The sequence below is a fragment of the Streptomyces sp. NRRL WC-3742 genome (genome assembly GCF_000720635.1).
GTDB lineage: Bacteria > Actinomycetota > Actinomycetes > Streptomycetales > Streptomycetaceae > Kitasatospora.
In genome coordinates this window covers 20,988-44,914 of record NZ_JOCF01000015.1, presented here as the reverse complement: position 1 = coordinate 44,914, position 23,927 = coordinate 20,988, and the positions used below count along the sequence as shown (strand labels likewise).

The window sequence follows — 23,927 nt, the reverse complement described above, 5'->3', positions numbered from 1 at the left end:
ACCGGCCCGCCGGACCGTACGGGACGACCACCGACGACCGCCGACGACCGCCGAGCCTCCCCGCCCACGCCACCAGAAAGGCCCACCATGCTCCACCGTCCGGATCTCCACGGCACCAACTGCGCGGTGTCCTCCACCCACTGGCTCGCCTCGGCGGCCGGTGCGGCGATGTTCGACCTGGGCGGCAACGCCTTCGACGCGGCGACCGCGGCGGCCTTCGTCCTCCAGGTGGTCGAGCCGCACCTGAACGGCCCCGGCGGAGACGTCCCGATCATGGTGTACGACGCGGCGAGCGGCTCCACCCGCGTCGTCTGCGGCCAGGGCCCGATGCCCCAGGCCGCGACCCCGCAGGCCCTGCGCGCCCGGGGCCTGGACGCGATCCCCGGCTCCGGGCTGCTCGCCGCGACCGTCCCGGGCGCCTTCGGCGCGTGGATGCGCCTGCTGCGCGACCACGGCCGGCTGCGCGTGGAGGACGTGCTGGCGCCCGCGATCGGCTACGCCGAGGACGGCTACCCGCTGCTGCCCAAGGCGTCCGAGATGATCGACGTGATGGCGCCGCTCTTCCGCGACGAGTGGACGGAGTCGGGCCGCACCTACCTGGTCGACGGCGCCGCCCCGGCCCCGGGCGCCCGGATGCGCAACCCCGTGCTCGCCGCGACCTACCGCCGGCTGGTGGCCGAGGCGAAGGCCGGCGCCACCAGCCGCGAGGGCCAGGCGGACGCCGCGACCAGGGCCTTCTACGAGGGCTTCGTCGCCGAGGCCGTCGACAAGTTCCTGGCCACCGCCGAGCCCGTCGACTCCACCGGCCGCCGCAACCGGGGCCTGCTCACCGGCGCGGACCTGGCCATCTGGCGCCCCGCCGTCGAGGACACCCTCACACTCGAGTACCGGGGCCTGACCGTCCACAAGGTCGGTCCCTGGTCGCAGAGCCCGGTCTTCCTCCAGCAGCTCGCCCTGCTCGAGGGGTACGACCTCGCCGCCATGGGCCACGGGAGCGCCGACCACGTCCACACCGTCGTCGAGGCCGCCAAGCTGGCCTTCGCGGACCGCGAAGCCTGGTACGGCGACCCGGAGTTCGCCGACGTCCCGATGGCGGACCTGCTCGATCCCGGATACTCCGCCGCGCGCCGCGCGCTGATCGGCGCCACCGCCTCAGGTGTTCTGCGGCCGGGCTCGCCGGGCGGGCGCAGCCCGTGGATCCCCCCGGTCCTCGACGCCCCGCACCCGCCCTCCGACCCGGACTGGCTCTCCCAGCTGGACAACGGGATCCCGACCGTGCTCCGGCGCACCGCGGCGAGGGGCGACACCTGTTGCGTCAGCGCCACCGACCGCGAGGGCAACATGGTCGTCGCGACCCCCAGCGGCGGCTGGCTCAAGAGCTCCCCGGTCGTCCCCGGGCTGGGCTTCCCGCTCGGCACCCGCGGCCAGATGGCCTGGCTCGTGGACGGCCACAACAACACGGTCGCCCCCGGCAAGCGCCCCCGCACCACCCTGAGCCCCAGCATCGCCCTGCGCGACGGCAGCCCGTACCTCGCCTTCGGCACGCCCGGCGGGGACCAGCAGGACCAGTGGACGCTGGGCTTCCTCCTCAACCACGTCGACTTCGGCATGAGCCCCCAGGAGGCGGTCGAGGCCGCCACCTTCCACACCGACCACGTCCCCACCTCCTTCACCCCGCGGCAGGCCCGCCCGCTCGCCCTGATCATGGAGGACTCCTTCGACCCGGCGGTGGTACGGGAGTTGGGCGCCCGGGGCCACGAGATCCACCTCGTGGCGCCGGGGTCCCTGAGCAAGGTGTGCGCGACCGGCCCCCACCCGGCGGGCGGTGTGCTGGCCGCGGCGAGCCCGCGCGGGCAGCAGGCGTACGCGGTGGTGCGGTGAACGCCGCGACGGAGCGCTTCGCCGGGACGCGGTGCCTGGTCACCGGCGGGGCCTCGGGCATCGGCGCGGCGATGGTGCGCCGCTTCGCCGCCGAGGGCGCCCGGGTGGCGCTGCTGGACCGCCGGGAGGCCGACCCCGCCGCCCTGCCGCCCGGGGCCCGCGCCCTGCGCTGCGACCTCACCGACGTCGACGCCCTGGACGCGGCCCTCGCCGAGCTGGAGCACGACTGGGGCGGGCTCGACCTCGTCCTCAACAACGCGGGGGTCAGCCTGCGCGAACCCTGCCTGGAGGTCTCCCCGAAGACCTGGTCCCAGGTCATCGACACCAACCTCACCGGCGCCTTCTTCGTCGCCCAGCGCGCCGCCCGGCTCTTCCGGCGCACCGGCGGCCGCGGGGTCGTGATCACCACCGCCTCCGTCAGCGGAATGGTGGGCATGCCGAACTACGTGGCCTACAACGTCAGCAAGGCCGGTGTCATCGAGATGACCCGCACGATGGCGCTGGAACTCGCCCCGGACATCAGGTTCAACGCCATCTGCCCCGGATACGTGCTCACCGACATGCAGCGCCGGGAGTACACCGAGGAGGAGATCCGGGCGTGCGCCGCCAAGATCCCCGCCGGACGCCTCGGCACGCCCGAGGAGGTGGCCGCCCTCGCCGCGTTCCTCGCCTCGGACGAGGCGTCCTTCTCCACCGGCCAGTGCTTCGTCCTCGACGGCGGGGAGACCGCCGGAGGGCTGGCCAGCTCATGACCGGCACCCACCGGATCCGCACCGTCTCGAAGGACGCCCTGCCCTGGCTGGCCAGGGCCGTCGCCGCCGCGCAGCCCGTCAAGCTCCGCGGCCTGACCGACGGCTGGGCCGCCTCGCGCTGGACCCTGGACGGCCTGGCGGCGGAGGCCGGCGACCGGGTCGTCACCGTGATGACCGACCTCCCGGCGGCCGGCGGGAACCTGCCCGGCGGGCAGGACCGCTACGAGTCGCAGATGCCCTTCGCCGAGTTCACCGACCTCATCCGGAGCCCGGACCGCGCGGCCCCCTGCTACCTCGGGTACGCGCGCCCCGAGGAGCTGTTCCGGGACTACCACGCCGCCTTCGACTTCACCGCCCTGACCGGGCCGGGCGAGGAGCCCACCGACACCCGGCTGTGGATCGGCTCGGCCGACACCTGCTCCGGGCTGCACTCCGACCTGAAGGACAACATCTTCGTCCAGGTGCACGGGCGCAAGCGGGTCGTCCTGGTGCCGTTCGCGCAGACCCCGTACGTGTACCCGTTCCTCGACAACATCGTGAACAGCCGGGTCGACCCGGAGAACGTCGACCCGGCCGCCTTCCCGAGGTTCGCCCGGGCCGACGTGCTCACCACCGTGATGGAGCCGGGCGACGCCCTGTTCATCCCGCGCGGGTGGTGGCACTACATCCGCTCGGAGTCGGCCTCGATCTCCATCAACCACTGGTTCGGCCCGCAGATCACCGCGCCGCAGTTCCTGCGGCTACTCGTCCGCCTCGGCCCCCGCTACCTCGGGCGCACCGCCGTGGACGCCTTCCGGTACTCGGTGCTGGGCCGGACGTACCGGCGGGACTTCTTCTTCACCCCCGCCTCCACCGGGGAGCGGCTCTACAACCTGATCCGCCACGGCGACTTCTCCCGCGAGAACAACCCTTCGCACGACTCCTGACCCGGGCCCGCGCCCCCGTCGGCTACTCCCCGGCGGCGGGCGCGGAGGCCCTCTCCAGCCGGGCCATCCGCGGGACCAGGACGAGCGCGGCGAGCAGGGCGGCGCCGCCGACGAGCAGCGGTGCGCGCACCCCGGCGGCGGAGGCGATCCACCCGCTCAGGGCCGCACCGGTCATCACGCCGAAGCGGCTCAGCAGCAGGTAGCAGCTGTTGACCCGGCCGAGGAGCTCCTTCGGCACGGCCTGCTGGCGCAGGGAGATCGCCTGGACGTTCCACGTCACGACCCCGAAGCTCGCGACGGCGTACAGCACGGCCACCGCCGCCACCGAGGAGGTCAGCCCCGTCAGCAGGAGCGAGACGCCCATCAGGACGAAGGAGAGGCCGATCCGCGCCCCCCGGCCCAGCAGCCGGCCCAGCCGCCCGGCACCGGCACTGGCGGCGGTGCCGCCGATCGCGCCCGCGGCCAGGACGAGGCCGTACGCCGAGGCGGGCGCGTCCATGGTCCGGGTGACCAGGAGGACCAGCATGGTGATCCCCAGGTAGAAGGCGAGGGCGGCCACGCCGGACAGCAGGGCGAGCAGCCGCACCTCGCGGTGGGCGTACAGCCAGCGGACGCCCTCGCGGATCTCGCCCAGGACCGGCTTGCCGCCCTTCGCCCGCGCGGCGCCGGAGCGGCCGGTCGCCGCGACGAGGGCGGCGGCGAGGGCGAAGGAGAGGCCGTCCACCGTGAACGGGTACCCGGCGGCCACGGCGAACAGGGTCGAGCCCAGCAGCGGGCCGATCAGGTGCCCGCCCACGATCAGGCTGCCCTGGAGGCGGCCGTTCGCGGCGTCGAGCTGCTCCGGCCGCACCACGTCCGGGAGAGCGGAGGTGGCGGCGTTGACGAAGACCGTCTCCCCGCAGCCGAGGACGAAGGCGAGCAGGGCCAGGGCGGCCAGGGGAGGGGTGGCGAGGAGGACCCAGCAGGCGAAGCCCAGGACGACGGCGGCGCGCCCGAGGTCGATCGTCCACATGAGCCGGCGCCGGTCGGCCCGGTCGGCGAGGACGCCCCCGAAGAGGGACATCACCAGCCAGGGCAGCGTTCCGGCGACGGTGACCAGCGACACCGCGCCCGGTGAGTCCGAGATCGCCACCGCGAGGAGCGGCAGGGCCGAGTCCCGCATGCCGTCGCCGACCGCGGAGATGGAGGAGGCGGACCACAACAGGGCGAACTTCCTGCCCAGTCGGGGCCGGTCGCGCGTCGGCGGAGTCGCCGGCCTGGCCGTTGTCACCGTCGCAGTATGACATGGCCGGTGCAAGGTCAAATCCCGTTGATGGTCCAGAAGTTGACGGGAGCCCGGCACCGTGGAACGGCCGGGGGCACTCAGACCTCGAGGGCGCGCCCGGTGGTCGCGTCGACGCGGTCGGGGACCTCCTCGTGGCGGTCACCCACGCTCAGGGTCCCGCTCGGCTCGACCATGAGGATGGAGGCGCCCTCCGGTGCGGACGGCTTGTGCTCCGTGCCCCTGGGGACGGTGAAGACCGAGCCGCGGGGGAGGGTGACGGTGCGCTCGCCCTCGGGCCCGCGCAGGCCGATGTGCAACTCCCCGTCGAGGACGAGGAAGAACTCGTCGGTGTCGTCGTGGGCGTGCCAGACGTGTTCGCCGTGGACCTTGGCGATCCGGATGTCGTAGTCGTTGACGCGCGTGACGATGCGGGGGCTCCACAGCGCGTCGAAGGAGGCCAGGGCCCGGCCGAGGTCGATGGGTCGCTCGCTCATGCGTCCATCCTTCGCGCTTTCGCCCGGGCGGCGTGAGTGCTAGGAATCGCATATGGCGAAAGAATCCTCGCACCGGGTCGTCGTGATCGTGGACGAGAACTCCAACCCCTTCGAACTCGGCTGCGCGACCGAGGTGTTCGGCCTGCGCAGACCGGAACTCGGCCGCGACCTCTACGACTTCCGCCTCTGCTCGCCCGAGCCCCGCACCGCGATGCGCGACGGTTTCTTCACCCTCACGGGGGTCGCCGGCCTGGAGGCGGCCGACACGGCGGACACCCTGATCGTCCCCAACCGCCCCGACGTCGAGGTGCCCCGCCGGCCCGCCGTCCTCGACGCCGTCCGCCGGGCCCACGCGCGCGGCGCCCGCCTGATCGGCTTCTGCAGCGGCGCCTTCACCCTGGCCGAGGCCGGAGTCCTCGACGGCCGCCGGGCCACCGCCCACTGGCAGTGGGCGGACGAGTTCCGCGCCCGCTTCCCCGCCGTCCACCTCGCCTCGGACGTGCTGTTCGTCGACGACGGCGACATCCTCACCGCCGCGGGCAGCGCCGCCGCCCTCGACCTCGGACTGCACGTGGTCCGCCGCGACCACGGAGCCGAGGTCGCCAACTCGGTCAGCCGCCGCCTGGTCTTCGCCGCCCACCGCGACGGCGGGCAGCGGCAGTTCGTGGAACGTCCCATGCCGGACCTGCCCGACGAATCCCTCGCCCCCGTCCTGGCCTGGGCGCAGCAGCGCCTCGACGCCCCGCTCACCGTCGCGGACCTCGCCGCCCGGGCCGCCGTCAGCCCGGCGACCCTCCACCGCCGCTTCCGCGCCCAGCTGGGCACCACCCCGCTGACCTGGCTCACCGGCGAACGCCTCGCCCTGGCCTGCCGGTTGATCGAACGCGGCGAGGCACGCCTCGAACTCGTCGCCCGCCGCAGCGGCCTGGGCACCGCCGCCAACCTGCGCTCCCTCATGCGCCGCGAGACCGGCATCACCCCGTCCGCGTACCGCCGCCGCTTCGGGCCGACCGGAGCCTGGTGAGGAGGCGCCGCGGCCCCGCTCAGATCGCCGCGATGGACTCCGGTGCCCGCTCGGCGCGGCTGAGGGCGCGCAGGACGTTCAGCGGGCCGTGGCGCCAGGTGGCGATGCGGGTGAGGAGGTCGAGCACCGATTCGGCGGCCTCCGGCGGGAGGTCCGGGGTGGGGATGCCCGCGCTGACGGCCAGGTCGTCGCTGTGGACGGCCAGTTCCATCGTTCGGGTGACCAGCAGGTCGTCGATCGTGAGCGTGTAGGGCGGCCAGAACGACAGGCGGACCGGCCGGGAGCCGTCCTCCTTCGCCAGCGCGTCCGTCAGCTCCGCGAGCGCGGCGGCGACCTGCCCGGCCAGCGCCTCGGGCCCGACAGCCGCGAGGTGCTCGCCGCCCTCCCGGAGCTGGACGTTGATGTCCGCGTCGAGCGGCGCGCCGACCCACTTGGCGCGCTGGTAGTGCCCGAGGAGCGGGACGGTCTCCTCCACGGGCGGCGGCCCGGCCAGGGCGGTCGGGACGCACAGGACCTGGAAGGCCAGGTGGCCGGCGAGGCCGCCGATGCTGAACTCCGGCAGCGCGCTCGGCAGATGCCAGGCGGCGGTGACCTCCGGACGGTGCAGCAGTTGCTCGGCCGTACGGGCCATGGCGAGGAAGTTCTCCTGGGCACGAGTCATGGCTCAGCACGGTACCGCCCCGCCCACCCCTCCGGGTGTTCCAGCCACTCGGCGGGAGCAGCGACGGCGGGCGTCGGACGCCGAGTGTCAGGGCGTAGGACTTCGCTCCACCCCTGCCCCGCCCCGCTTCACCAGTCCAGGGCGGAGCGGGCGAGGGCCGTGAGGGCGAGGGAGGCCGGGAGTTCGACCAGGAAGGCCATCGCGAGGGCGGTGTACCAGGCGCCGCCGCCCTCGGCGGTCATCACGTCGAACCAGGCGTCGAGCAGGAGCAGGGTGGCGGCCGCGGCGGCGGCCAGGGCGGTGAGGCGGGAGCGCCGGACCAGCAGTCGGCCGGTGGCGATCAGCCCGGCGACCTGGAGGACGTCCATGCCGACCCAGACGGTGGACCAGTTGCGGACCTCGGCCTGGCCCCGGGTGGTCGAGCCGAGCACCAGGATCCACGTGAAAAGCAGTGCCGCGACGGCCAGCAGGGCCCGGGCGAGGATTCTGCGCGAGCGCTCCGCCGCCGGGTGTTCGGCCGCCAGGCGGTCGAGTGCCGTTCGGATGTCCCCCATTGGTGTTCTCATGATCCACAAATCTAGGGGTGAACGGGGGTACCGCGCGGGCCCGGGGTGGCCCGGGACCGCGCGGTGCGGTGATCAGCTCTTCGCGTCGGCCTTGCCGCCCTGGTTCAGCATGCCGCCGAGGGCGCTCAGGTTGCCGGCGCCGGCGGCGCCGCCGCCGGGTACTCCGGCTATGGCCGGTGCGACCTTGGCGGCGGCGTCGAGGGCGATCTGGGCCATCTTCTGCTGGTGCTCGGTGGCGGTCTTGAACGCTTCCTGGGCGCGTTCGCCGACGGCCTTGTCGTTGTTCGAGGCGGCTTCGATGCCCTTGGCGAGCACCTGGCTCATGGTGCTGAGGCCGCTCATGTCGCGGAACAGGTTCGCGGTGGTGATGGCCTGCACCGACTGCAGGCCGACCGGGTCGGGCATCGTCACCAGCGGCGTGAACTTGGCCTGGGAGGCGGCCAGGGCGGCCACCGTGGTGTCGAGGTCCTTGGCGCGCGAGCCGGTGGACACCGGCGCGATGTCGGCCGGGGTGATCTGGATCGGCGAGTCCTTCCAGTTCCAGAACCGGGTGAGGTCGATCTTCTCGGCCGAGTTGGCGCGTCCGAGGACGGCCTCGGCGAAGACGCCCTTGGTGGCGATGGCGATCGTGGTGGTCGACGGGGTCCCGAACGTGTTGTCGCCCGCCTTGCGGGTGGCGGTCCAGTCGTCACGTTCCTTCTCGCTGCTGAAGTTCCACCGGAAGCCGAGGTAGTTGCCGGTGGCGGCGATCGGCTTGGGGTCCAGCAGCGTGCCGAGCAGAACGGGCGCCGCGTTCGAACCCGCCGGAGTGTACGAGTAGTTGGCGAGGATGCGGCTGAGCGTCAGCTCGTCGGCGTGGGCCCAGACGGCCTGGCTGTAGTGGCGGCGGTTGTCGTTCAGGTGGTCCAGGACCGCCTGCGACACGTTCCCGCCGCGCACGTGGAAGCCGATCGACGCGACGTAGGTGCGGCTGCCGGTCTTCACCGTCGAGCCGAACAGTCCGCAGATGGCCGAGGCACCGCCGGCGTCCTCGGTCAGGTCGGGCGCGACGGTGGTGGTCGCGGCGATCCCGAAGTTGGCCACGCCCGAGGTCATCGTCAGGCGCAGCCCGGCAAGGCTGCCACGGGCGGCCGTGCCGGACCACGCGTCGACGGAGATCAGCTTGTCGGCGCCGCCGAAGGTGTAGGACGCCTGCCGCTGCACGCCGGAACCGCCGGTGTCGCCGCAGCGGAAGGTCTGGCCCGGGAAGACCACCTGGATGCTGCGGATCCCGAACTCGTCGTACCAGACGTCGATCTTGGACGCGTAGGAGGTGTCGGCCTTCGGCGCGGCGTCGAAGGGTACGGGTGCCTCCCGTGCCGCGGTGAGGACCCGGGTCAGCACCCCGTTGCTGCGGAGCAGCCAGAACTCCCCGTTGACGGACGAGACGATCTTCGCCGACGCGGTGAACATCGTCACCAGGTAGTCCTTGAGAGCGTTCAAGGTCGCCGCACTGTAGTCCAGCGGGTATGCCTTGCCGTCGCTGGCGAAACACCAGAGCGCACCGTCGGAAGTGGCGGAAATGCGCTGCACGTTCGACAACGACGGGACGGGCCGCTCCTGCCAGGTGGTGCCGCTGCGCGTCCAGAGCTTCCCCTGCCGGCAGTACGACACCTTGTCCTTGCCGACGACGGCGACGTCGTCGGCCACGGCGTTCATGTCCGTCCAGGTGCCGTTCGGAGAGCGCTGCCAGAGCCTGCTGTCCCCACCGACGATGTAGAGCACGCCGTCCGCGCCGCAGGCGAGGCCCAGCCCCTTCCAGCCCTGGGGATCGGCGGTCCAGGTCGTCCCGTCGAACCGCATGAGCGTGTTGTCGGCCCTGAGCGCCCACACGGTGTCCTTGCCCGGTGCGATGCGGGTCAGGCCGCTGTCCAGTCCGGTGGTGGGCATCGGGTTCCACTGCCGGCTCACCGGATCGAACCGGACCGGGCTGCCGTCGTACTTCCGCACCCCGTACACGCCCATGGGCGACCCGGAGAGATCCGCCAGATCCACCCCGTCGAAGTCCTGGGCCGTCGGCGCCTCCGGCGCCAGGCAGGCATCGAGCTTGCGCACGCTGGTGTCGTACGGGTTCGAGGCCCGGATCTTCGCCGCCCATTCGGTCGGCGCCACCGACGCGAGGATCTCCTTGTACCGCTGCAGGCTGGAGTAGGTGAAGGTGAGCTCCTGCAGCGGGATGAACAGGCAGCGCTCCAGCTTGGTCGGCTTGGTCGTCACGCTGTAGACCTGGACGACCTCGTAGTACTGCACCGACATCGCGTGCATGTGGTTGTAGTTGGTGACGACCCGGGTGACGACCTGGTCCTTCTCCGACTGCGTCGTCTCGCGCACGACCGTCATGTTCCGGCTGCGGGCCGCGGTCGCCAGCTGCTGGGTCCGCGCGCTGATGCGCTGCGTCGCCTCCTCCGCGACCGACTTCACGCCGGTCGAACGCGACACCGCGGTCGTGAAGCCCGTGTTCGACGAGTTGCTCCAGTTGCCGCCGCCGCCGATGCCGAAGAACGAGACGCCGATGCTGCCGCCGGAGCTGGACGACTGGCTCCGCTGGAACCCCTCGGAGGAGCCGTGCTGCTCCTCGCGGGCGATCGCGTTGGCGACCTCGCTGATCGACCGGTTCTGGTCGGTGGTGGCGGACAGCGTGTCGGCCTCGGCGGTCGTCTCGGTGCCGGTGGCCTTGGTGCTGCGCTGCCAGTCGACGACCGCGACCCTGGTGCTCTCCCCGGGCGCCAGGGCCAGGCTGTGCAGCAGCCGGCCGAGCGTGACGCCCTGGGCCGACCAGGTCTGCTCCGTCGTGACGACCATGCCCTCGGCCGGGCGGTCGTAGAACGGCAGGTTCTCCTCGCCGAGGTCGATGGCGCCGGTCAGCTTGCGCGCCGGCTTCGCCCCGAGGATGTCGGTGAGGACCACCGAGCGGTACCTCACGATCTCCGTCGGGTAGTTGCCGGTGGTCGGGAGCAGGTCCGCCGGCGTCGGACCGTCGAGTCCGGTCGTCGCGGGTGTCGTCGCCGCGGGTGCCGTCGTCGCCGGTGTGGTGGCGGGCTTGCTGGAGGATGTTCCGGTGCTCGGGGTGCTCATGAAGATTCCCGTCTGCGAAGAAGGTGCGGGTGGGACCGCCCACGACGCCAGGCCATGGAGGGCTCGGGCCCATGTGCGGATGACGCCTTCCGGATCGGCTCGAAACTACACAGCCCGATCACAACAGCGGCACAGTTAGCCGAAGTTGGCCAGATCCAGTACCTGGCTGGACATGGCCGGTCACCCTCGGTATTCGCAGGAATGAATCCCCCACCACCGGGCAGGCGTCGGCCTCTGCCCTCATCGATGGCCCCTTGCTCACTTCCCGTAGCCGCCCCCGCCCGGGGTGCGGATCTCCAGGGCGTCCCCGGCGGCCAGGTCGGTGCTGCCGCAGCCGGGCAGGTCCTCGGTGGTGCCGTCCGCGCGCAGGAGGCGGTTGGTGCCGAGGGCGCCGGACCCGCCGCCGGCCAGGCCGTACGGGGGCACCCGGCGGTGGCCGGTGAGGAGGCTGGCGGTGACGGGTTCGCGGAAGCGCAGGCGACGCAGGGCGCCGTCGCCGCCGTGGTGGCGGCCGGTGCCGCCGGTGCCGGGGCGGACGGCGAACTCCTCGACCAGGACGGGCAGTCGGTGCTCCAGCGCCTCGGGGTCGGTGAGGCGGGAGTTGGTCATGTGGGTCTGGACGGCGTCGGCGCCGTCGAAGTCCGGCCCGGCGCCCGAGCCGGAGGCGATGGTCTCGTAGTACTGGTGGCGGGCGTTGCCGAAGCTCAGGTTGTTCATGGTGCCCGACCCCTCCGCCTGCACGCCGAGTGCGGCGTAGAGAGCGCCGACGACGGCTTGCGAGGTCTCGACGTTCCCGGCGGCGATGGCGGCCGGGTACTGCGGCGAGAGCATCGAGCCGGGCGGGACGACGATCTCCAGCGGGCGTAGCGAGCCGTCGTTGAGCGGGATGTCCTCGGCGACGAGGGTGCGGAACACGTACAGCACGGCGGCGGTCACGACGGCGGAGGGGGCGTTGAGGTTGGTGTCGAGCTGGGGCGAGGTGCCGGTGAAGTCGACGACGGCGCACCGCTGTTGACGGTCGACCCGGACGGAGACGGCGATCACGGCGCCGGAGTCCGTCTCGTAGCGGTACGAGCCGTCGGACAGGCCCTCGACGGCCCGGCGCACCGCCTGCTCGGCGTTGTCCTGGACGTGGCGCATGTACGCCTGCACGACGTCGAGGCCGAAGTGCCCGATCATCGCGCCGACCTCGTCGACCCCCTTGCGGTTGGCGGCGATCTGGGCGCGCAGGTCGGCGAGGTTGGTGTCCGGGTCGCGGGAGGGGTACGGCGCCTCGGTGAGCAGCCGACGGGTCTCCTCCTCGCGCAGCCGCCCGTCCACCACCAGCGGCCAGGTGTCGAAGCGCACGCCCTCCTCCTCGATGACGCGGCTGTCGGCGGGCATCGAGCCGGGGGTGAGGCCCCCGATCTCGGCGTGGTGGCCGCGCGAGGCGACGTGGAACAGCACCTGCTCGCCCGCCGCGTCGAAGACGGGCGTGACCACGGTGACGTCCGGCAGGTGGGTGCCGCCGTGGTACGGGTCGTTGACGGCGTAGGCGTCGCCGGGGCGCAGATCGGGGCCCCGGCGGCGGATCACCTCCTTGACGGTGGTGCCCATCGAGCCGAGGTGCACGGGGATGTGCGGGGCGTTGGCGACGAGGTTGCCCTCCGGGTCGAAGAGCGCGCAGGAGAAGTCCAGCCGCTCCTTGATGTTGACGGACTGGGCCGTGGACTCCAGCCGGGCGCCCATCTGTTGGGCGATCGCCATGAAGAGGTTGTTGAACACCTCCAGGAGGACGGGGTCGGCGGCCGTGGTGAGGGCCTCGCCCTCGGGGGCCCGCGCCCGCTCGAGCAGCAGGTGCCCGGCCTCGGTGACGCCCGCCTCCCAGCCGTCGTCGACGACGGTGGTGGCGTTGGCCTCCGCGATCACGGCCGGGCCGGTGACGGTGTCGCCGGGCCGCATCGACTCCCGGGTCAGGAGCGGGACTTGGCGCCGCTGTCCGCCGGTGTACAGGGAGGCGGTGGACGGCTCGGCGCGGGCGGCGTCGGTGAGGACGGTGTCGAGTGCCGGCTGTTCGGTGACGCCGGTCGCCTCGACGGCGAGGGCCTCGATCACCAGGGGTCGGTCCATCAGGAACGAGTACATGGCCCGGTGCCGCTCCTCGAACTCGGCCCGCATGGCGGCCGGTTCACCCAGCGGGACGGCGATGGCGGTGTCCGTGCCCCGGTAGCGCAGCCGGGCCCGGCGGGCGAGCCGGATGCGCCCGGGCGGGACGCCCTGGTCGCGCAGCTCGCCGGTCGCGGCCCGCGCCAGCTCCTCCGCGCGCTCCCGGACGGCCGCCATCTCGCCGTCCTCCAACGGGCGTTCGACCGCGTGTTCGCGCAGCACCGTGGTGTCGGCCAGGCCGATCCCGAGGGCGGACAGCACCCCGGCCATCGGCGGGACCAGCACGGTACGGATGCCCAGCTCCTCGGCCACCGGGCAGGCGACCTGTCCGCCCGCACCGCCGAAGGTGGTCAGGGCGTAGCGGGTCACGTCGTGGCCCTGCTGGACGGAGATGCGCTTGATCGCGTTGGCGATGTTACCGACGGCGATCCGCAGGAAGCCCTCGGCGGCCTCCTCGGGGGTGATGTCTCCGATCTGCCGTGCAAGACCAGCAAACTGACGGATCGTCAGTTGAAGGTCGAGCGACTGGTCGCCGCCCGGGCCGAAGACCCGGGGGAAGTGGTCGGCCTGGATGCGTCCGAGCAGCAGGTTGGCGTCCGTGACGGTGAGCGGCCCGCCCCGCCGGTAGCAGGCCGGACCGGGGTCGGCACCCGCCGAGTCCGGGCCGACCCGCAGCCGCCCGCCGTCGTAGCGCAGAACGGAGCCCCCGCCCGCCGCGACCGTACGGATCGCCAGCATCGGCGCCCGCAGCCGCACCCCCGCGACCCGGGTGGTCACCACGCGCTCGTACTCGCCCGCGAAGTGCGAGACGTCCGTCGAGGTGCCGCCCATGTCGAAGCCGATCACCCGTTCGTGGCCGGCGAGTCGGGACATCCGCACCATCCCGACGATGCCGCCCGCCGGGCCGGACAGCACCGCGTCCTTGCCCCGGAAGTGCCCGGCCTCGGCGAGCCCCCCGTTGGACTGCATGAACATCAGCCGCACCCCGGCGAGTTGCTCCTCCACCTGCCGGACGTAGCGGCGCAGCCCCGGGTCGAGGTAGGCGTCCACCACGGCGGTGTCCCCGCGCGGCACCAGCTTCATCAGCGGGCTGGCCTCGCTCGACAGCGAGACCTGGTCGAAGCCGAGCCGCTCGGCCAGCTCGCCGATCAGCTGCTCGTGCGCGGGATGGAGGTAGCTGTGCAGGCAGACCACGGCGAGGGAGCGGATGCCGTCGTCCAGGCAGCCGCGCAGCCGCTCCGCGAGGCCCTCGAGGTCGGGCGGGCGCAGCACCTCACCCTCGGCGGTGATGCGCTCGTCCACCTCGACGACCCGCTCGTACAGCGGCGGCGGCAGCACGATCGCGCGGGCGAAGATCTCGGGCCGGTCCTGATACCCGATCCGCAGCGCGTCCGCGAAGCCCCGCGTGATCACCAGGGCCGTCGGCTCGCCGCTGCGCTCCAGCAGCGCGTTGGTGGCCACCGTGGTGCCCATCCGCACCGAGTCGATCTCCGCGCCCGGCGGCAGCAGGGCGCGGATCCCGGCGACGGCCGGGTCGCGGTGGTGCTCCGGGTCGTGCGAGAGCAGCTTGTGCGTCAGGAGCCGGCCGTCCGGGGCGAGCGCCACCACGTCCGTGAAGGTGCCGCCCCGGTCCACCCAGAACTGCCAGCCCCTGGACGGTACGGCGGGCTCCCCGCTCCAGTTCTGCGTCACATCGGGATGCCCGTGTCTTCGGCGGGGGGAGGCGTGTCGCCGGATTGGGGATCTGTGGTTCCAGGGTCATTGCCGCTGGGGGAGGCGGGGTCGTTCGACGGGGTGTCGGTGTTGGTGGTCTGACCTGGGTCGTCGGGAGGCGGGGCGCCGCCGTCAGGGCCGTCGGTCTGAGTCTGGGTGGTGTCGTCCGAGACGGCGCCGCCGCCGGTGGTGTCGGTCTGAGTCTGGGTGGTGTCGTCCGAGACGGCGCCGCCGCCGGTGGTGTCGGTCTGAGTCTGGGTGGTGTCGTCCGAGACGGCACCGCCACCGGCAGTCGCGTCCGCGCCCTCGATCTCGCTCATGTCGTCGATCGGCGTCGCATCCGTCGTGTCCGCTTGCGTGTCCGCGTCGTCGATGGCGGTGGTCGCGTCCTGGTTCGTGTCGGCGCCGGCGGTCGGGGTGTCGAACTGCAGCAGGTTCTGCTGGCTGATGATCCTCACCAGGGAGTCGGCGTAGGCGGGCCCGGTGGCATAGCCGGCGGCTGAGATCGCCCGGGCGAAGGCGTTGCCGTCGGTCGTCTGGAAGGCGGGCTTGTAGCGGGAGTTGTTCCGCAGGAAGGCCCCGTGGTCCCGGAACGAGTCGGCCATCGAGTCGTACTTGCGGAAGTTCGCCTTGATGGTGATGGTCTGGCCTTTGACCACTTCCTTGGTCTCGAAGGTGACGAATCCGGTCGCGATCGATCCGAAGGTCACCTGGCCGTTCACCGTGAACGCCTTGATGCCGAAGTAGTTGTTCGCGTCCCCCAGGTGGTCCTTGCCCCAGGTGCTCTCCAGGATCGCCTGCGCGAGGCTCACGGAGGCCGGTACCTGGAACTCCTTCTGGCTCGCCTGCGCAAGGGGGACGGCGTCGTTCAGGAATTGCTGTTGGGCTGCTGTGAGTGTCATGGCCCTGCTTCTTCCGGTGTCTCCAAGGGTTTCGTCAGATTTCTACGGTGTCGCAGTACACGACGCGGTCGACCGTCTCCTCATTCGCCCCGGCGTCCGCCGCTATGGGCTCGGTCTCCACGACCAGCAGCCGCCGGCGTTCGCCGTCCGGTCGCGCCGGTACGGGCACCGCGCCGCTGAAGACCGCCGTCGACATCGTGCCGGGGATGAGCACGATCGGCACGTCGCCGGCGTCGGACCGGGCCAGCTCGACCTCGTCCCCGAGCGGGGTCCAGCCGAGCACCTCGTCCGGGATCGTGGCCTCCCGCCGTTCCAGCCGTGCGGTGACCCGGGGGCCGCCGCCGGCGTCGGCGCCGGGCGGGTAGGAGGGGCCGGTCAGGGTGACGCTCAGCGGGCCCGTGCCCTGGACGGTCAGCAGCCGTTCGGGCAGGGTGCGCAGGAGGTCGGTGAGGACCACCGGTGAGAGGTGCGCGCCGTCGATGGCCTTGGGCTGGTACCGGACGAGCGCGAGCCGTACGAACGGCTGGTACGCGACGCCGGTGTCGAGGTCGAGGTCGCAGAACCAGCGCTGGGTGTTCGGGTCGTAGACCGGCTGGAACAGGGCGAGCGACGCCTTGTAGTCCGGTGCCACGTCCGTCATCGGCACGTCGGTGAGTACCTGCGCCGCGTTGGTGAATTTCGCGGGTGTGGGCACCGGGGCGGAGACGTGGATCGGGTCGCGGCCCAGCAGCGTCACCGACAGGTAGTCGGGGCTGCCGGGGACGGTGGTGTCCTGGGGGATGACCACGCCGAGCATCTCGCCGTCGCCGGAGGAGTACCAGGGCCGCGCGAGGTAGATCCGCAGTCCGCCGCTGCGGCGCCTGCCGGTGGTCCCTGCGGCCAGCGTTTCGAGCGGGTCGAAGCGCAGTGTGGGGATGCCGTAGAGCACCACGGGCGGCGCGGGCCGGGCGGAGCTGAGCACCTCGTGGCGGACGGGTTCGCCGCTGACGGAGAGCAGTTGCTGCGACGGGTCCTGAGCGAACTCGGGCGGGAAGTAGGTGCTGAACGCGGTGGTCGCCACCACGTGGTAGTCGACGGCCCGGTACCGGGTGTTGTGGAACTCGTGCTTGGCGGGGGTCGGTGGGGTGTTCCCGATGCCGACGCCGGCGCTGGTGTCGAAGGCGAAGCCGTCCTCCTGCGCGGAGGCGGGGGCGGGGGCGTCGTCGCTGTGCTGGACGGCGAAGTCGCGGCTGAACTCGAACACCGGCCCGCCGAACTGCACGGTCTGCGGCCCGGACTGCTGCAGGTCGTCGACCTGCTCGGTCCACTGCGCGAACAGGTCGATCCGTCCGGTGCTGGCGGTGTCCAGCGTCATGCTGCCGCGCAGCTGCTCGGACGTCGCGCCCGCCTCGCGCGGGGGCCCGCTCTCGTCGAACTGCAGCACCGGGACGGCGAGGGGCCGCTGCACCGCGTGCACCAGGGTGACCTCGTGCCAGGGCGTCATCATCCAGTGCCCGTCGCCGCCGGCGGCGTCGAGGACGGTCTGGTAGCCGTCGCTGCTCAGCGCGTCCTGGCACCACTGCAGCATGCCGAGGATGTCGGGGGTCGGCTCGATCTTCGAGCGCACCCGGACGGTGGCGACGGCGGCCTTCGGCAGCTGGACGGTCAGCACCCTGGTGCCCGCGTCCCACTGCGGGGCGCCGCTGCCCTCGACGACGCGCAGGCGCAGCGACTGCGGCTGGTACCAGGTCGGGCCGTCCCAGGTGAGGTCGGGCAGGTGGTCGCCCTCGGCGAGGCCGGGCAGGTCCTGGAAGATGACGCCGGTCGCGTACGGGTCGGGCAGGTACGGGATGGTGAGCTGGTCGAGGGTGCAGACGGGGTACGTCACGGGGTTGTCGTCGGTGAGGAGGTCGCTGCCGGGCGCCAGGACGAACTCGATGCCGGGCACGCCGGCCTGGTCGAGCTTGCCGCTCTCCCGGCATGCCACCTCGTACGCGGCCTGGCGGACGGCGGCGTCGTCGGAGGGGAACGCCGAGTCCAGCTTCCCGTGCCACATCACGCACCGCAGCGCGGTCTTGGCCGGCACCACGTGCCGCTCGTCGGTCCCGGCGTACGCCTTGTGCGTGCCGCCGGTGACCGGGGGCGAGGCGTTGAAGGCGGTGGCGTAGTCGGTCGCCGACAGTTCCTTCGTGCTGCGGATGACCAGTTGGTAGGCGCTGGCCCCTTCGTCGAACGCCGCACGCGGTACCAGCATGGGCGCGGGCACGGGCTCGAAGCGGCGGAAGGTCTCGGCGCCGGCGGGCGGAAGCACCTGCCCGACGCGGTCGGACAGGGCGTCGCCCTGGTCGATGGTCGGGCCGTTCCCGGCCAGGTCCACGGTGCGCACGCGTACCCGGTAGTGGTGGCCGAAGCGCAGTTTGGGCAGCGAGCCGGGTTTGGCCTGGACGTCGATCTCCAGGGGCAGAGCGGTCTGCGCGGTGTTGTCGACCTCGATCGGCGGGCACTCCCGGCCGTTCGGGTCGTCGGCGGCGCGGATGTCGCTGACCGGCAGTCCATGGGGCGAGGCGGCCAGGCTGTTGCCCTCCCAGGTGATCAGGTGCTCGTGGGCGTACAGCTGGTTCGGGTCCCCGTCGGGCATGGTCGTCAGCCCGTGCTGGAAGAACCCCTCGTCGGTCACCGTGTCGATCGGCTCCCCGTCCTTCCCGGGGGCGTGGTAGTCGACGATCCGCTCGTGCAGGGAGAGCCAGCGCTTGAGGCCCTCGTCGAAGACGTCCATGCGGTATCCGCGGACGAGATCCTCGGCGGCCAGCACCTGCGTGTCGTCGGAGGTGACGCCCTGCTCCAGGGTGGCGTTGCGGGCGAAGGTCTCCTGGAGCTTGGCCGCCCGGTCGTTGTGGACGATGACCAGGCCCTTGGTGCGTACGGTCGGCGGGGCGGCCTGGTTGGCGCCGCTGTCCAGGGAGTCGCCGCCGGAGTCGGCCGTCGCGGCCGCCGCGGCGTTGGCCGCCTTGAGGGCGGCTCCGTCGACGTCGACCTGTTCGAGCGAGTACTCGGGGTCCAGCAGCATGACGCCGCGGGCCGGCGGGTGCAGCGGGTCCTCGAGTCCTCCCTCGCCCGAGGCGGCGGTGAAGATCGGCGGCGTGGAGGTCCTGCGGACGTACGCGGTGGACAGCGACAGGTCGGTGGTGTCGGGCGGCGCCTCCTGGCCGTCGGCGGGCGGTGGTGGCGCCGACCAGTTCGGTACGACCTTGAGGGCGAAGTCGCCCTCGGAGAGCGTGACCTGGTCGGCGGGGAGCGTGAAGTCGAGCACCAGGCCGAGCCTGCGCAGCAGGTGAGGGTGGTCGCCGAGGGCCGAGAGCAGCTCGTGGAAGTCCCGGTCGCCCGGGGCGGGCGGCGGCGGAGGCGGTGGCGGCGTGGGCGGCGGGGGCGGTGTCGGGGCGCCGCCCGCCGCGATTCCCTCGTGGCCGGTCTCCGCCCTTGAGCGTGTGTGGAAGTTGAAGAACTGGTCCATCGGCCCGGGTGCCTGGGCGGACGTGTCGGCGCCGGCCTCGGTCAGCGATTCCACGGCCCCCCCGGTGTCGGCCGGCCGCGGCGCGAACCCGGCCATCTCCGCCACCGCCGACGCGTTCGGCAGGGTGTCCGTCTGGGCCGCCGCCGCGCCGGTGAAGCCCGTCCGCACGCTCTGCGTGACGTCGGCGGAGGGGTAGCTGGTCACCTGCCGCTCGGTGTGGTCCTCGAAGAGGTGCGGCAGGAGCGGGGTCTCGGCGTTGAAGAGCCGCGTCCACAGCGCCGGGTCCGGGCTGCTGGTCATGGCGGTCGGCGGGATGGGCTGGCCGACGGGCTCGCCGTCCTTCATGACCACGAACTGGAAGGTCGCCCGGGCGAGCGCGCCGGGCCAGTTCAGGAAGTCGGGGAACGGGCCGAGCGACTCGCCGTCCTCGATCGCCAGGCGCGGGGAGACGAAGACCGACACCAGCGCCTGCGTGCCGTCCGCGGAGGCCCCGGCCGGGAGTACGGTCCAGCGGATCTGCTGGGTGTTCGACATGATGGCGCCTCACTGGCCGGCGAAGGATTGGCAGTACTTGTCCCAGTGATCCGTCCCCGGCGGGAAGCACTCGGCGAAGGTGGGGTCGGACTTGCTCCCGGGAAAGTGGCGTTCGAGGCTCAGCGAGACCGTCTTGCTGAAGAAGGCGACGTGGACGCCGACCGTGACCGTGCCGACGCCCGACACCTCGGAGGTGTGGGCGTTGGCGTCCTTGCTGTAGGTGAGCCCCAGGTAGAACTCGACCGTGACGCTGACGATGCCCAGCACCGAGAGGTAGCCGCCGCAGCGCAGGTAGCCGGTGATGGTGACCGACTTGTCCGCGTCGATCGCGAAGTAGACGCCGCCCATCGCGTAGATGCCGCCGCTGGCCACGCCGAGGTTCAGGCTGAGGTTTCCGCCGAACTCGAGTGCGCCCTCGACCAGTTGTATGCCGTTCGCGTCGATCACCAGGGTAAGGAAGCCGCCGCCGCCGAGCGCCGAGACGCTCAGGTTGAACGGGTGGTGGCGCTCGCAGATCGAGAACCGCAGCGACAGCGGCTGGTCGTCGAAGGGGATGTGCAGCGCGGCCGACAGCCGCAGGTTCTGCAGGCTGAAGATGCCGACGCCGCTGTCCGGCACCGCCAGGTCGACGCCGGCGGTGATCCCGCTCGTCGTCACCTCGATGAACGGGCCGCTGCCGAAAGCGTCGGTGGGCAGCAGGTCGCGCAGCGTGCTGACGAACTCCAGCTTTCCGTCGAACTGCAGGTCGAATCCGTGCGCCTTGACCTCGGGCTGCCGCCCCGGCTGGGCGGTGAAGCTCAGGCTGGCGATGTGCATCTTGGCCACACCGGCCAGGTCGATCGAGAAGTTGCTCAGTTCGCCGTGGATCGTGGACTGGGTGGCGGCGTCCGGGGAGCAGACCGTACGGGCGTCCAGGATGAGCGAGGCCCCGTCCAGTTTCAGGATGTCGTTGCCGCTGTTCAGCGGCGGGCTCCACAGGTAGCGCAGCTCGCTGCCCAGGCGCGGCAGGCCGTCGAGGCCGGGCGGTACGGGCAGGTCCGAGACGCGCAGGACCGGGGTCGTGAGCAGGCCGTCCTTCAGGCGCTGCTGGATCTCCTCCTCCGCCATCTGCTTGAAGTCCTCCGGTGTGGGCACCGGGATGTTCCCGAGGATGTCCGCGAGGGAGAAGCTGCCCAGGAGCTTGGCATTGCCGAAGAGGTCCTTCAGCGCGCCGGCGTCGACCCCGGCGGCGCTCGCGAACGCCCCGGGGATCGCACCGGCGCGGCTGGTGATGGCGCCGATCGCCATGTCGGGCTTGGCGACACCGCCGGCCTGCTGCGCGGCGAACCCCATCGCGAGCGGGGCGACGGTGCTCAGGAACGTGCCCGAGGGGTGGTTGTCGATGCCGTTCTGCAGGTACCCGTCGTCGTGGGTCACCGTCGTCTCGCCGGTGCCGCCGGTGACCATCCGCACGGCGGGCACCCGGACCACCGCGCTCTCCAGGATCGGCAGGGCCCCGAGCGGCGGGCCCATCTCCGGCTGCTCCAGCCCGCGCATCATGAACGTGAGCGAGGTGACGGGCAGGCAGGTCGAGCCGGGCTCGCCGTCCGCGGGCCGGGCCAGGGCCATGGACTGGCCCGCCAGCTGCGCGGTTCGGTCGGCCTCGACGGTGTCGTCGTTGTACTTCTGGACCACGGTTCCCATGCCCGTACCGAAGGGCACGAACATCAGCGGCATGGACAGGCCGATCTGCCGCCCCTCGACATCCGTGCCGACCATGGAGAACGGGAAGGAGACGTTGTTGACGGCCGGCACGAACGGCGACCCCTCCTGGGCCGGGTCCAGTGGCGGGGTGACCAGGGTCGTGAGCCTCAGGGACTGGAACGGCATGCCCCGGCCCTCGGCCGGGTAGCCGACCGAGTCCCCGTACGTCATCTCCGGCTGCTGGACGACGATGTACGTCTGCTGCTCCAGCCCGGCGACCACGCCGTCACCCGTCTCCAGGAACTGTCGCTCGGCGACCTTGACCTTGGAGGCGCGGTGGCCGGTGTTGAGGAATCCGCGCTCGACGGTCTTCAGGTACTGGTCGCGCCCGAGGCCCGTGATCTGCTGGTACACGGTGAGAGTGGTGTTCGGCGCGGGGCTCGGGCCGACCGTCGTCAGGCCGTCCCACGCCCCCTGGATACGGACTGACGCGCCGAGCGGGGTGAGCGTGAACCGCTCGGCCTCCAGGGGCGCCGTCCCGCCCGCGTCCAGGTTGCTGGTCAGGGCCACCAGGTCGTCGAGGTCCTTGGGCGCGAGCATCACGATGGTGTTCGTGTCACGCACCGCGCGCTCGTTGAGGTTCGCGTACGCCCGCAGCTTCGCGTGGGTGCTGTCCAGCGAGGTCAGCGTGGTGTGCCACAGTTCGGTCCGCCCGTCCACGGTGAAGGGGTCGGTGCGGTGGGTCCACTGCGCCATGCCGTCGGGCGTGAGCAGCAGCCGGGTCGGGAACTCGATGGCGATGCGGGGTATGCCCCCGAAGACGGAGACCTCGCCCTCGTCGGGCGAGAGCGTGGTCGGCACCGTCGCGGGGGTCAGGCCGGCCCAGTCGAGCAGCTGCGCGAGCGAGAGCGGCAGCCCGTCCAGGCCGGCGGGGACCAGGAACGGCAGTGAGGTCGGCCCCGCGGCGAAGGCGTTGACGGGCTCGCTCGGCGGTGAGCCGATCACGGCCTCGATGGTGTGCTGGGACGGTAACTGCAGGACGATCAGCGCGTCCGCGCCCGCGTCGTGGCGGGTGAGGCGGGCGCCGGCGGTGTCGATGTCGAGGTTGACGGTGCCCAGATCGAACACGAGCATGTCGTCGGGCCTGATCACACGGAACTGACTGTCCGTCATCACTGCGCCCGCCCTTCGAGACGAAGAGGCCGCGTGGAGCCGACCGCGGGCATGCCGTGTCGGACACGCCTTTACTTCCACGATGCACCCGGCGCCGCGGGCCCGCTCGTCGGGGGAGTGCCTCGGCCGGAGGCGGTGCGGAACCGGGCCGCTGTCCGCATAGTGAGCCGACGGCGGCCGGATACGGCCCGAATCGCCTGTGATCTGCGCCACAACGAACCCGCCGGTAGTAATGACGGAGGGTAATAGCCGCAGGCGCGTCCCGGTGCGGTCCCCGGGGTGCCCCGCATTCGACCGGATCGGGCCCGTGTGTCACGCGTCTCGACTCGAATTCCGACTGCCGTCACGCTGGTGTGGCACGGGCCGCTCTCCGGTCCGTTTCTCGGCCCCGGCGTTCGGCGGGGCCACGGGGGAAGGAATCTCGACAATGACGGCGACGACGCCGCTCACAGCGCATTCGTCATCGCAATCCGACGCGCATTCAGACGCGAATTCGGCGACGCATTCGGCGACGCATTCAGAGGTGCATTCGGAGACGCATTCCGACGCGCATTCGCCCGGTGAAGGCGCGGCCAGGATCCAGGAGCGCCTGCAGAAGGACCTCGTCCGGGTCCGCGAGGCGCTGCACACCCTGCTGCTCCCGCCGCACTCGCGCATCCGGGAGCCGCTGCTCTACTCCGTGGAGAACGCCGGCCGGCTGCTGCGCCCGACCCTGGTGCTGCTGGCCTCGTACCTGCTCGACCGCGAGGAGGGCGGCCGCACGGACCATCGCGTCATCGAGGGCGCGGCGGTCGTGGAGACCCTGCACATCGCCACCCTGCACCACGACGACGTGATCGACGAGGCGCAGATCAGGCGCGGAAAGCCCAGCATCAACGCCAAGTACGGCAACGCCATCGCCCTGCTGACCGGCGACTACCTGCTCGCCCGCTGCATGGAGGGCGCCGCCGCCCTGGGCCGCACCGAGCTGGTGGTCATGGCCGAGACCCTGACCGATATGTGCGTCGGGCAGATGCTGGAGTCCAGCCAGCTGCACGACCCGACCCGCTCCGAGGCGGACTACTTCGCCGCGATCTCCGGCAAGACCGCCCGCCTGCTGCGCACGGCCGCCGCGATGGGCGCCCTGCAGTCGCAGGCGGCCGACGGCGAGCGGGAGGCCCTGGAGGCTTTCGGCCACAACCTGGGCATGGCGTTCCAGATCTGGGACGACATCCTCGACATCTGCAGCCGGGAAACCGGCAAGCAGCAGGCCAAGGACATTCTCAACGGCGTATACACCCTGCCGGTCATCTATGCCGTCCAGGATTCCGGAATCCGTCTGGAGACGATTCTCCGGGAACAGCCGCTCTCCGCCGAACAATGCGGCGAGGCCGTCGCCCTCGTGCAGGAGACGGGCGCGATCGCCCGGGCCGCCAAGGTTGCGCAGCGTTACACCGACGACGCCCTACGGGCCGTGGAGACCCACCCGGCCACCGCCTCCCACGCCCCCGTCGTCCGGCGCTGCCTCAGCGACCTGGTCGGAAGCTTCGCCGCCCAGCACCCCGCGCTGCGGGCGCTGAGCGACGCCGCCTGACCCGCCGTCCCGCAGCCGCCCCGAGGAGTAGT

The 23,927-nt window shown here is 72.2% G+C and carries 14 protein-coding genes; 5 read left to right on the top strand and 9 right to left on the bottom strand.

Annotation, left to right across the window (positions count from 1 at the left end; translation table 11 throughout):
• Nucleotides 1-87: 87 nt before the first annotated feature.
• The 3 genes from IH61_RS0111420 to IH61_RS0111410 are packed head-to-tail and all read left to right on the top strand — an operon-like array spanning nt 88 to nt 3,559.
• On the top strand, nt 88-1,881 hold the full coding sequence (locus IH61_RS0111420; protein ID WP_031068410.1) for a gamma-glutamyltransferase family protein: 1,794 nt from the start codon (nt 88-90) through the stop codon (nt 1,879-1,881).
• The gene (locus tag IH61_RS0111415; protein ID WP_031068409.1) at nt 1,878-2,633 is read left to right on the top strand and encodes an SDR family NAD(P)-dependent oxidoreductase; all 756 of its coding nucleotides are present in this window, start codon (nt 1,878-1,880) and stop codon (nt 2,631-2,633) included. The genes IH61_RS0111420 and IH61_RS0111415 overlap by 4 nt, the downstream gene beginning before the upstream one ends.
• A complete protein-coding gene (locus IH61_RS0111410) occupies nt 2,630-3,559 on the top strand; it encodes a cupin-like domain-containing protein (protein ID WP_031068407.1) in 930 nt (309 codons plus the stop codon). The genes IH61_RS0111415 and IH61_RS0111410 overlap by 4 nt, the downstream gene beginning before the upstream one ends.
• Before the next feature lie 22 nt (nt 3,560-3,581).
• Here the strand turns inward: IH61_RS0111410 and IH61_RS0111405 are convergent, their stop codons facing one another.
• Nucleotides 3,582-4,829 carry an MFS transporter gene (locus tag IH61_RS0111405; RefSeq protein ID WP_063763184.1) on the bottom strand — a complete coding sequence of 416 codons (1,248 nt, stop codon included), beginning with the start codon at nt 4,827-4,829 and terminating at the stop codon, nt 3,582-3,584.
• Nucleotides 4,830-4,921: 92 nt separating this feature from the next.
• Entirely contained in the window at nt 4,922-5,317 is a 396-nt protein-coding gene (locus tag IH61_RS0111400) for a cupin domain-containing protein (RefSeq protein WP_031068403.1), read from the bottom strand.
• A gap of 52 nt (nt 5,318-5,369) precedes the next feature.
• Here IH61_RS0111400 and IH61_RS0111395 point away from each other — a divergent pair, with 52 nt between their 5' ends.
• Complete coding sequence (locus IH61_RS0111395) at nt 5,370-6,341, top strand: GlxA family transcriptional regulator (protein WP_031068402.1); 972 nt, start codon at nt 5,370-5,372, stop codon at nt 6,339-6,341.
• A gap of 19 nt (nt 6,342-6,360) precedes the next feature.
• Here the strand turns inward: IH61_RS0111395 and IH61_RS0111390 are convergent, their stop codons facing one another.
• The 7 genes from IH61_RS0111390 to IH61_RS0111360 all read right to left on the bottom strand — a co-directional run bounded on the left by IH61_RS0111390 (nt 6,361) and on the right by IH61_RS0111360 (nt 22,322).
• The gene (locus IH61_RS0111390; protein WP_031068400.1) at nt 6,361-7,002 is read right to left on the bottom strand and encodes a maleylpyruvate isomerase N-terminal domain-containing protein; all 642 of its coding nucleotides are present in this window, start codon (nt 7,000-7,002) and stop codon (nt 6,361-6,363) included.
• 128 nt (nt 7,003-7,130) lie between these two features.
• Nucleotides 7,131-7,568, bottom strand: coding sequence for a hypothetical protein (locus tag IH61_RS42810; RefSeq protein WP_158844904.1), 438 nt, complete (start codon nt 7,566-7,568; stop codon nt 7,131-7,133).
• Between the two features lie 72 nt (nt 7,569-7,640).
• Complete coding sequence (locus IH61_RS48425; RefSeq protein WP_051836835.1) at nt 7,641-10,682, bottom strand: hypothetical protein; 3,042 nt, start codon at nt 10,680-10,682, stop codon at nt 7,641-7,643.
• Nucleotides 10,683-10,940: 258 nt separating this feature from the next.
• Entirely contained in the window at nt 10,941-14,519 is a 3,579-nt protein-coding gene (locus IH61_RS0111375; protein ID WP_051836833.1) for a hydantoinase B/oxoprolinase family protein, read from the bottom strand.
• Nucleotides 14,516-15,442: a glucosaminidase domain-containing protein gene (locus tag IH61_RS42805; RefSeq protein WP_078911015.1), complete on the bottom strand. Its 927-nt coding sequence runs from the start codon at nt 15,440-15,442 to the stop codon at nt 14,516-14,518. The genes IH61_RS0111375 and IH61_RS42805 overlap by 4 nt, the downstream gene beginning before the upstream one ends.
• 34 nt (nt 15,443-15,476) lie before the next feature.
• Nucleotides 15,477-19,466, bottom strand: a complete 3,990-nt coding sequence (locus IH61_RS0111365) for a hypothetical protein (RefSeq protein ID WP_031068390.1) — start codon at nt 19,464-19,466, stop codon at nt 15,477-15,479.
• A gap of 9 nt (nt 19,467-19,475) precedes the next feature.
• Nucleotides 19,476-22,322 carry a hypothetical protein gene (locus IH61_RS0111360; RefSeq protein ID WP_031068388.1) on the bottom strand — a complete coding sequence of 949 codons (2,847 nt, stop codon included), beginning with the start codon at nt 22,320-22,322 and terminating at the stop codon, nt 19,476-19,478.
• A 523-nt stretch (nt 22,323-22,845) separates the two neighbouring features.
• Between IH61_RS0111360 and IH61_RS48420 the strand changes: the two genes are divergently transcribed.
• Nucleotides 22,846-23,895 (top strand): polyprenyl synthetase family protein, encoded by a 1,050-nt coding sequence (locus IH61_RS48420; RefSeq protein ID WP_031068386.1) that lies wholly within the window; start codon nt 22,846-22,848, stop codon nt 23,893-23,895.
• Nucleotides 23,896-23,927: the final 32 nt, after the last annotated feature.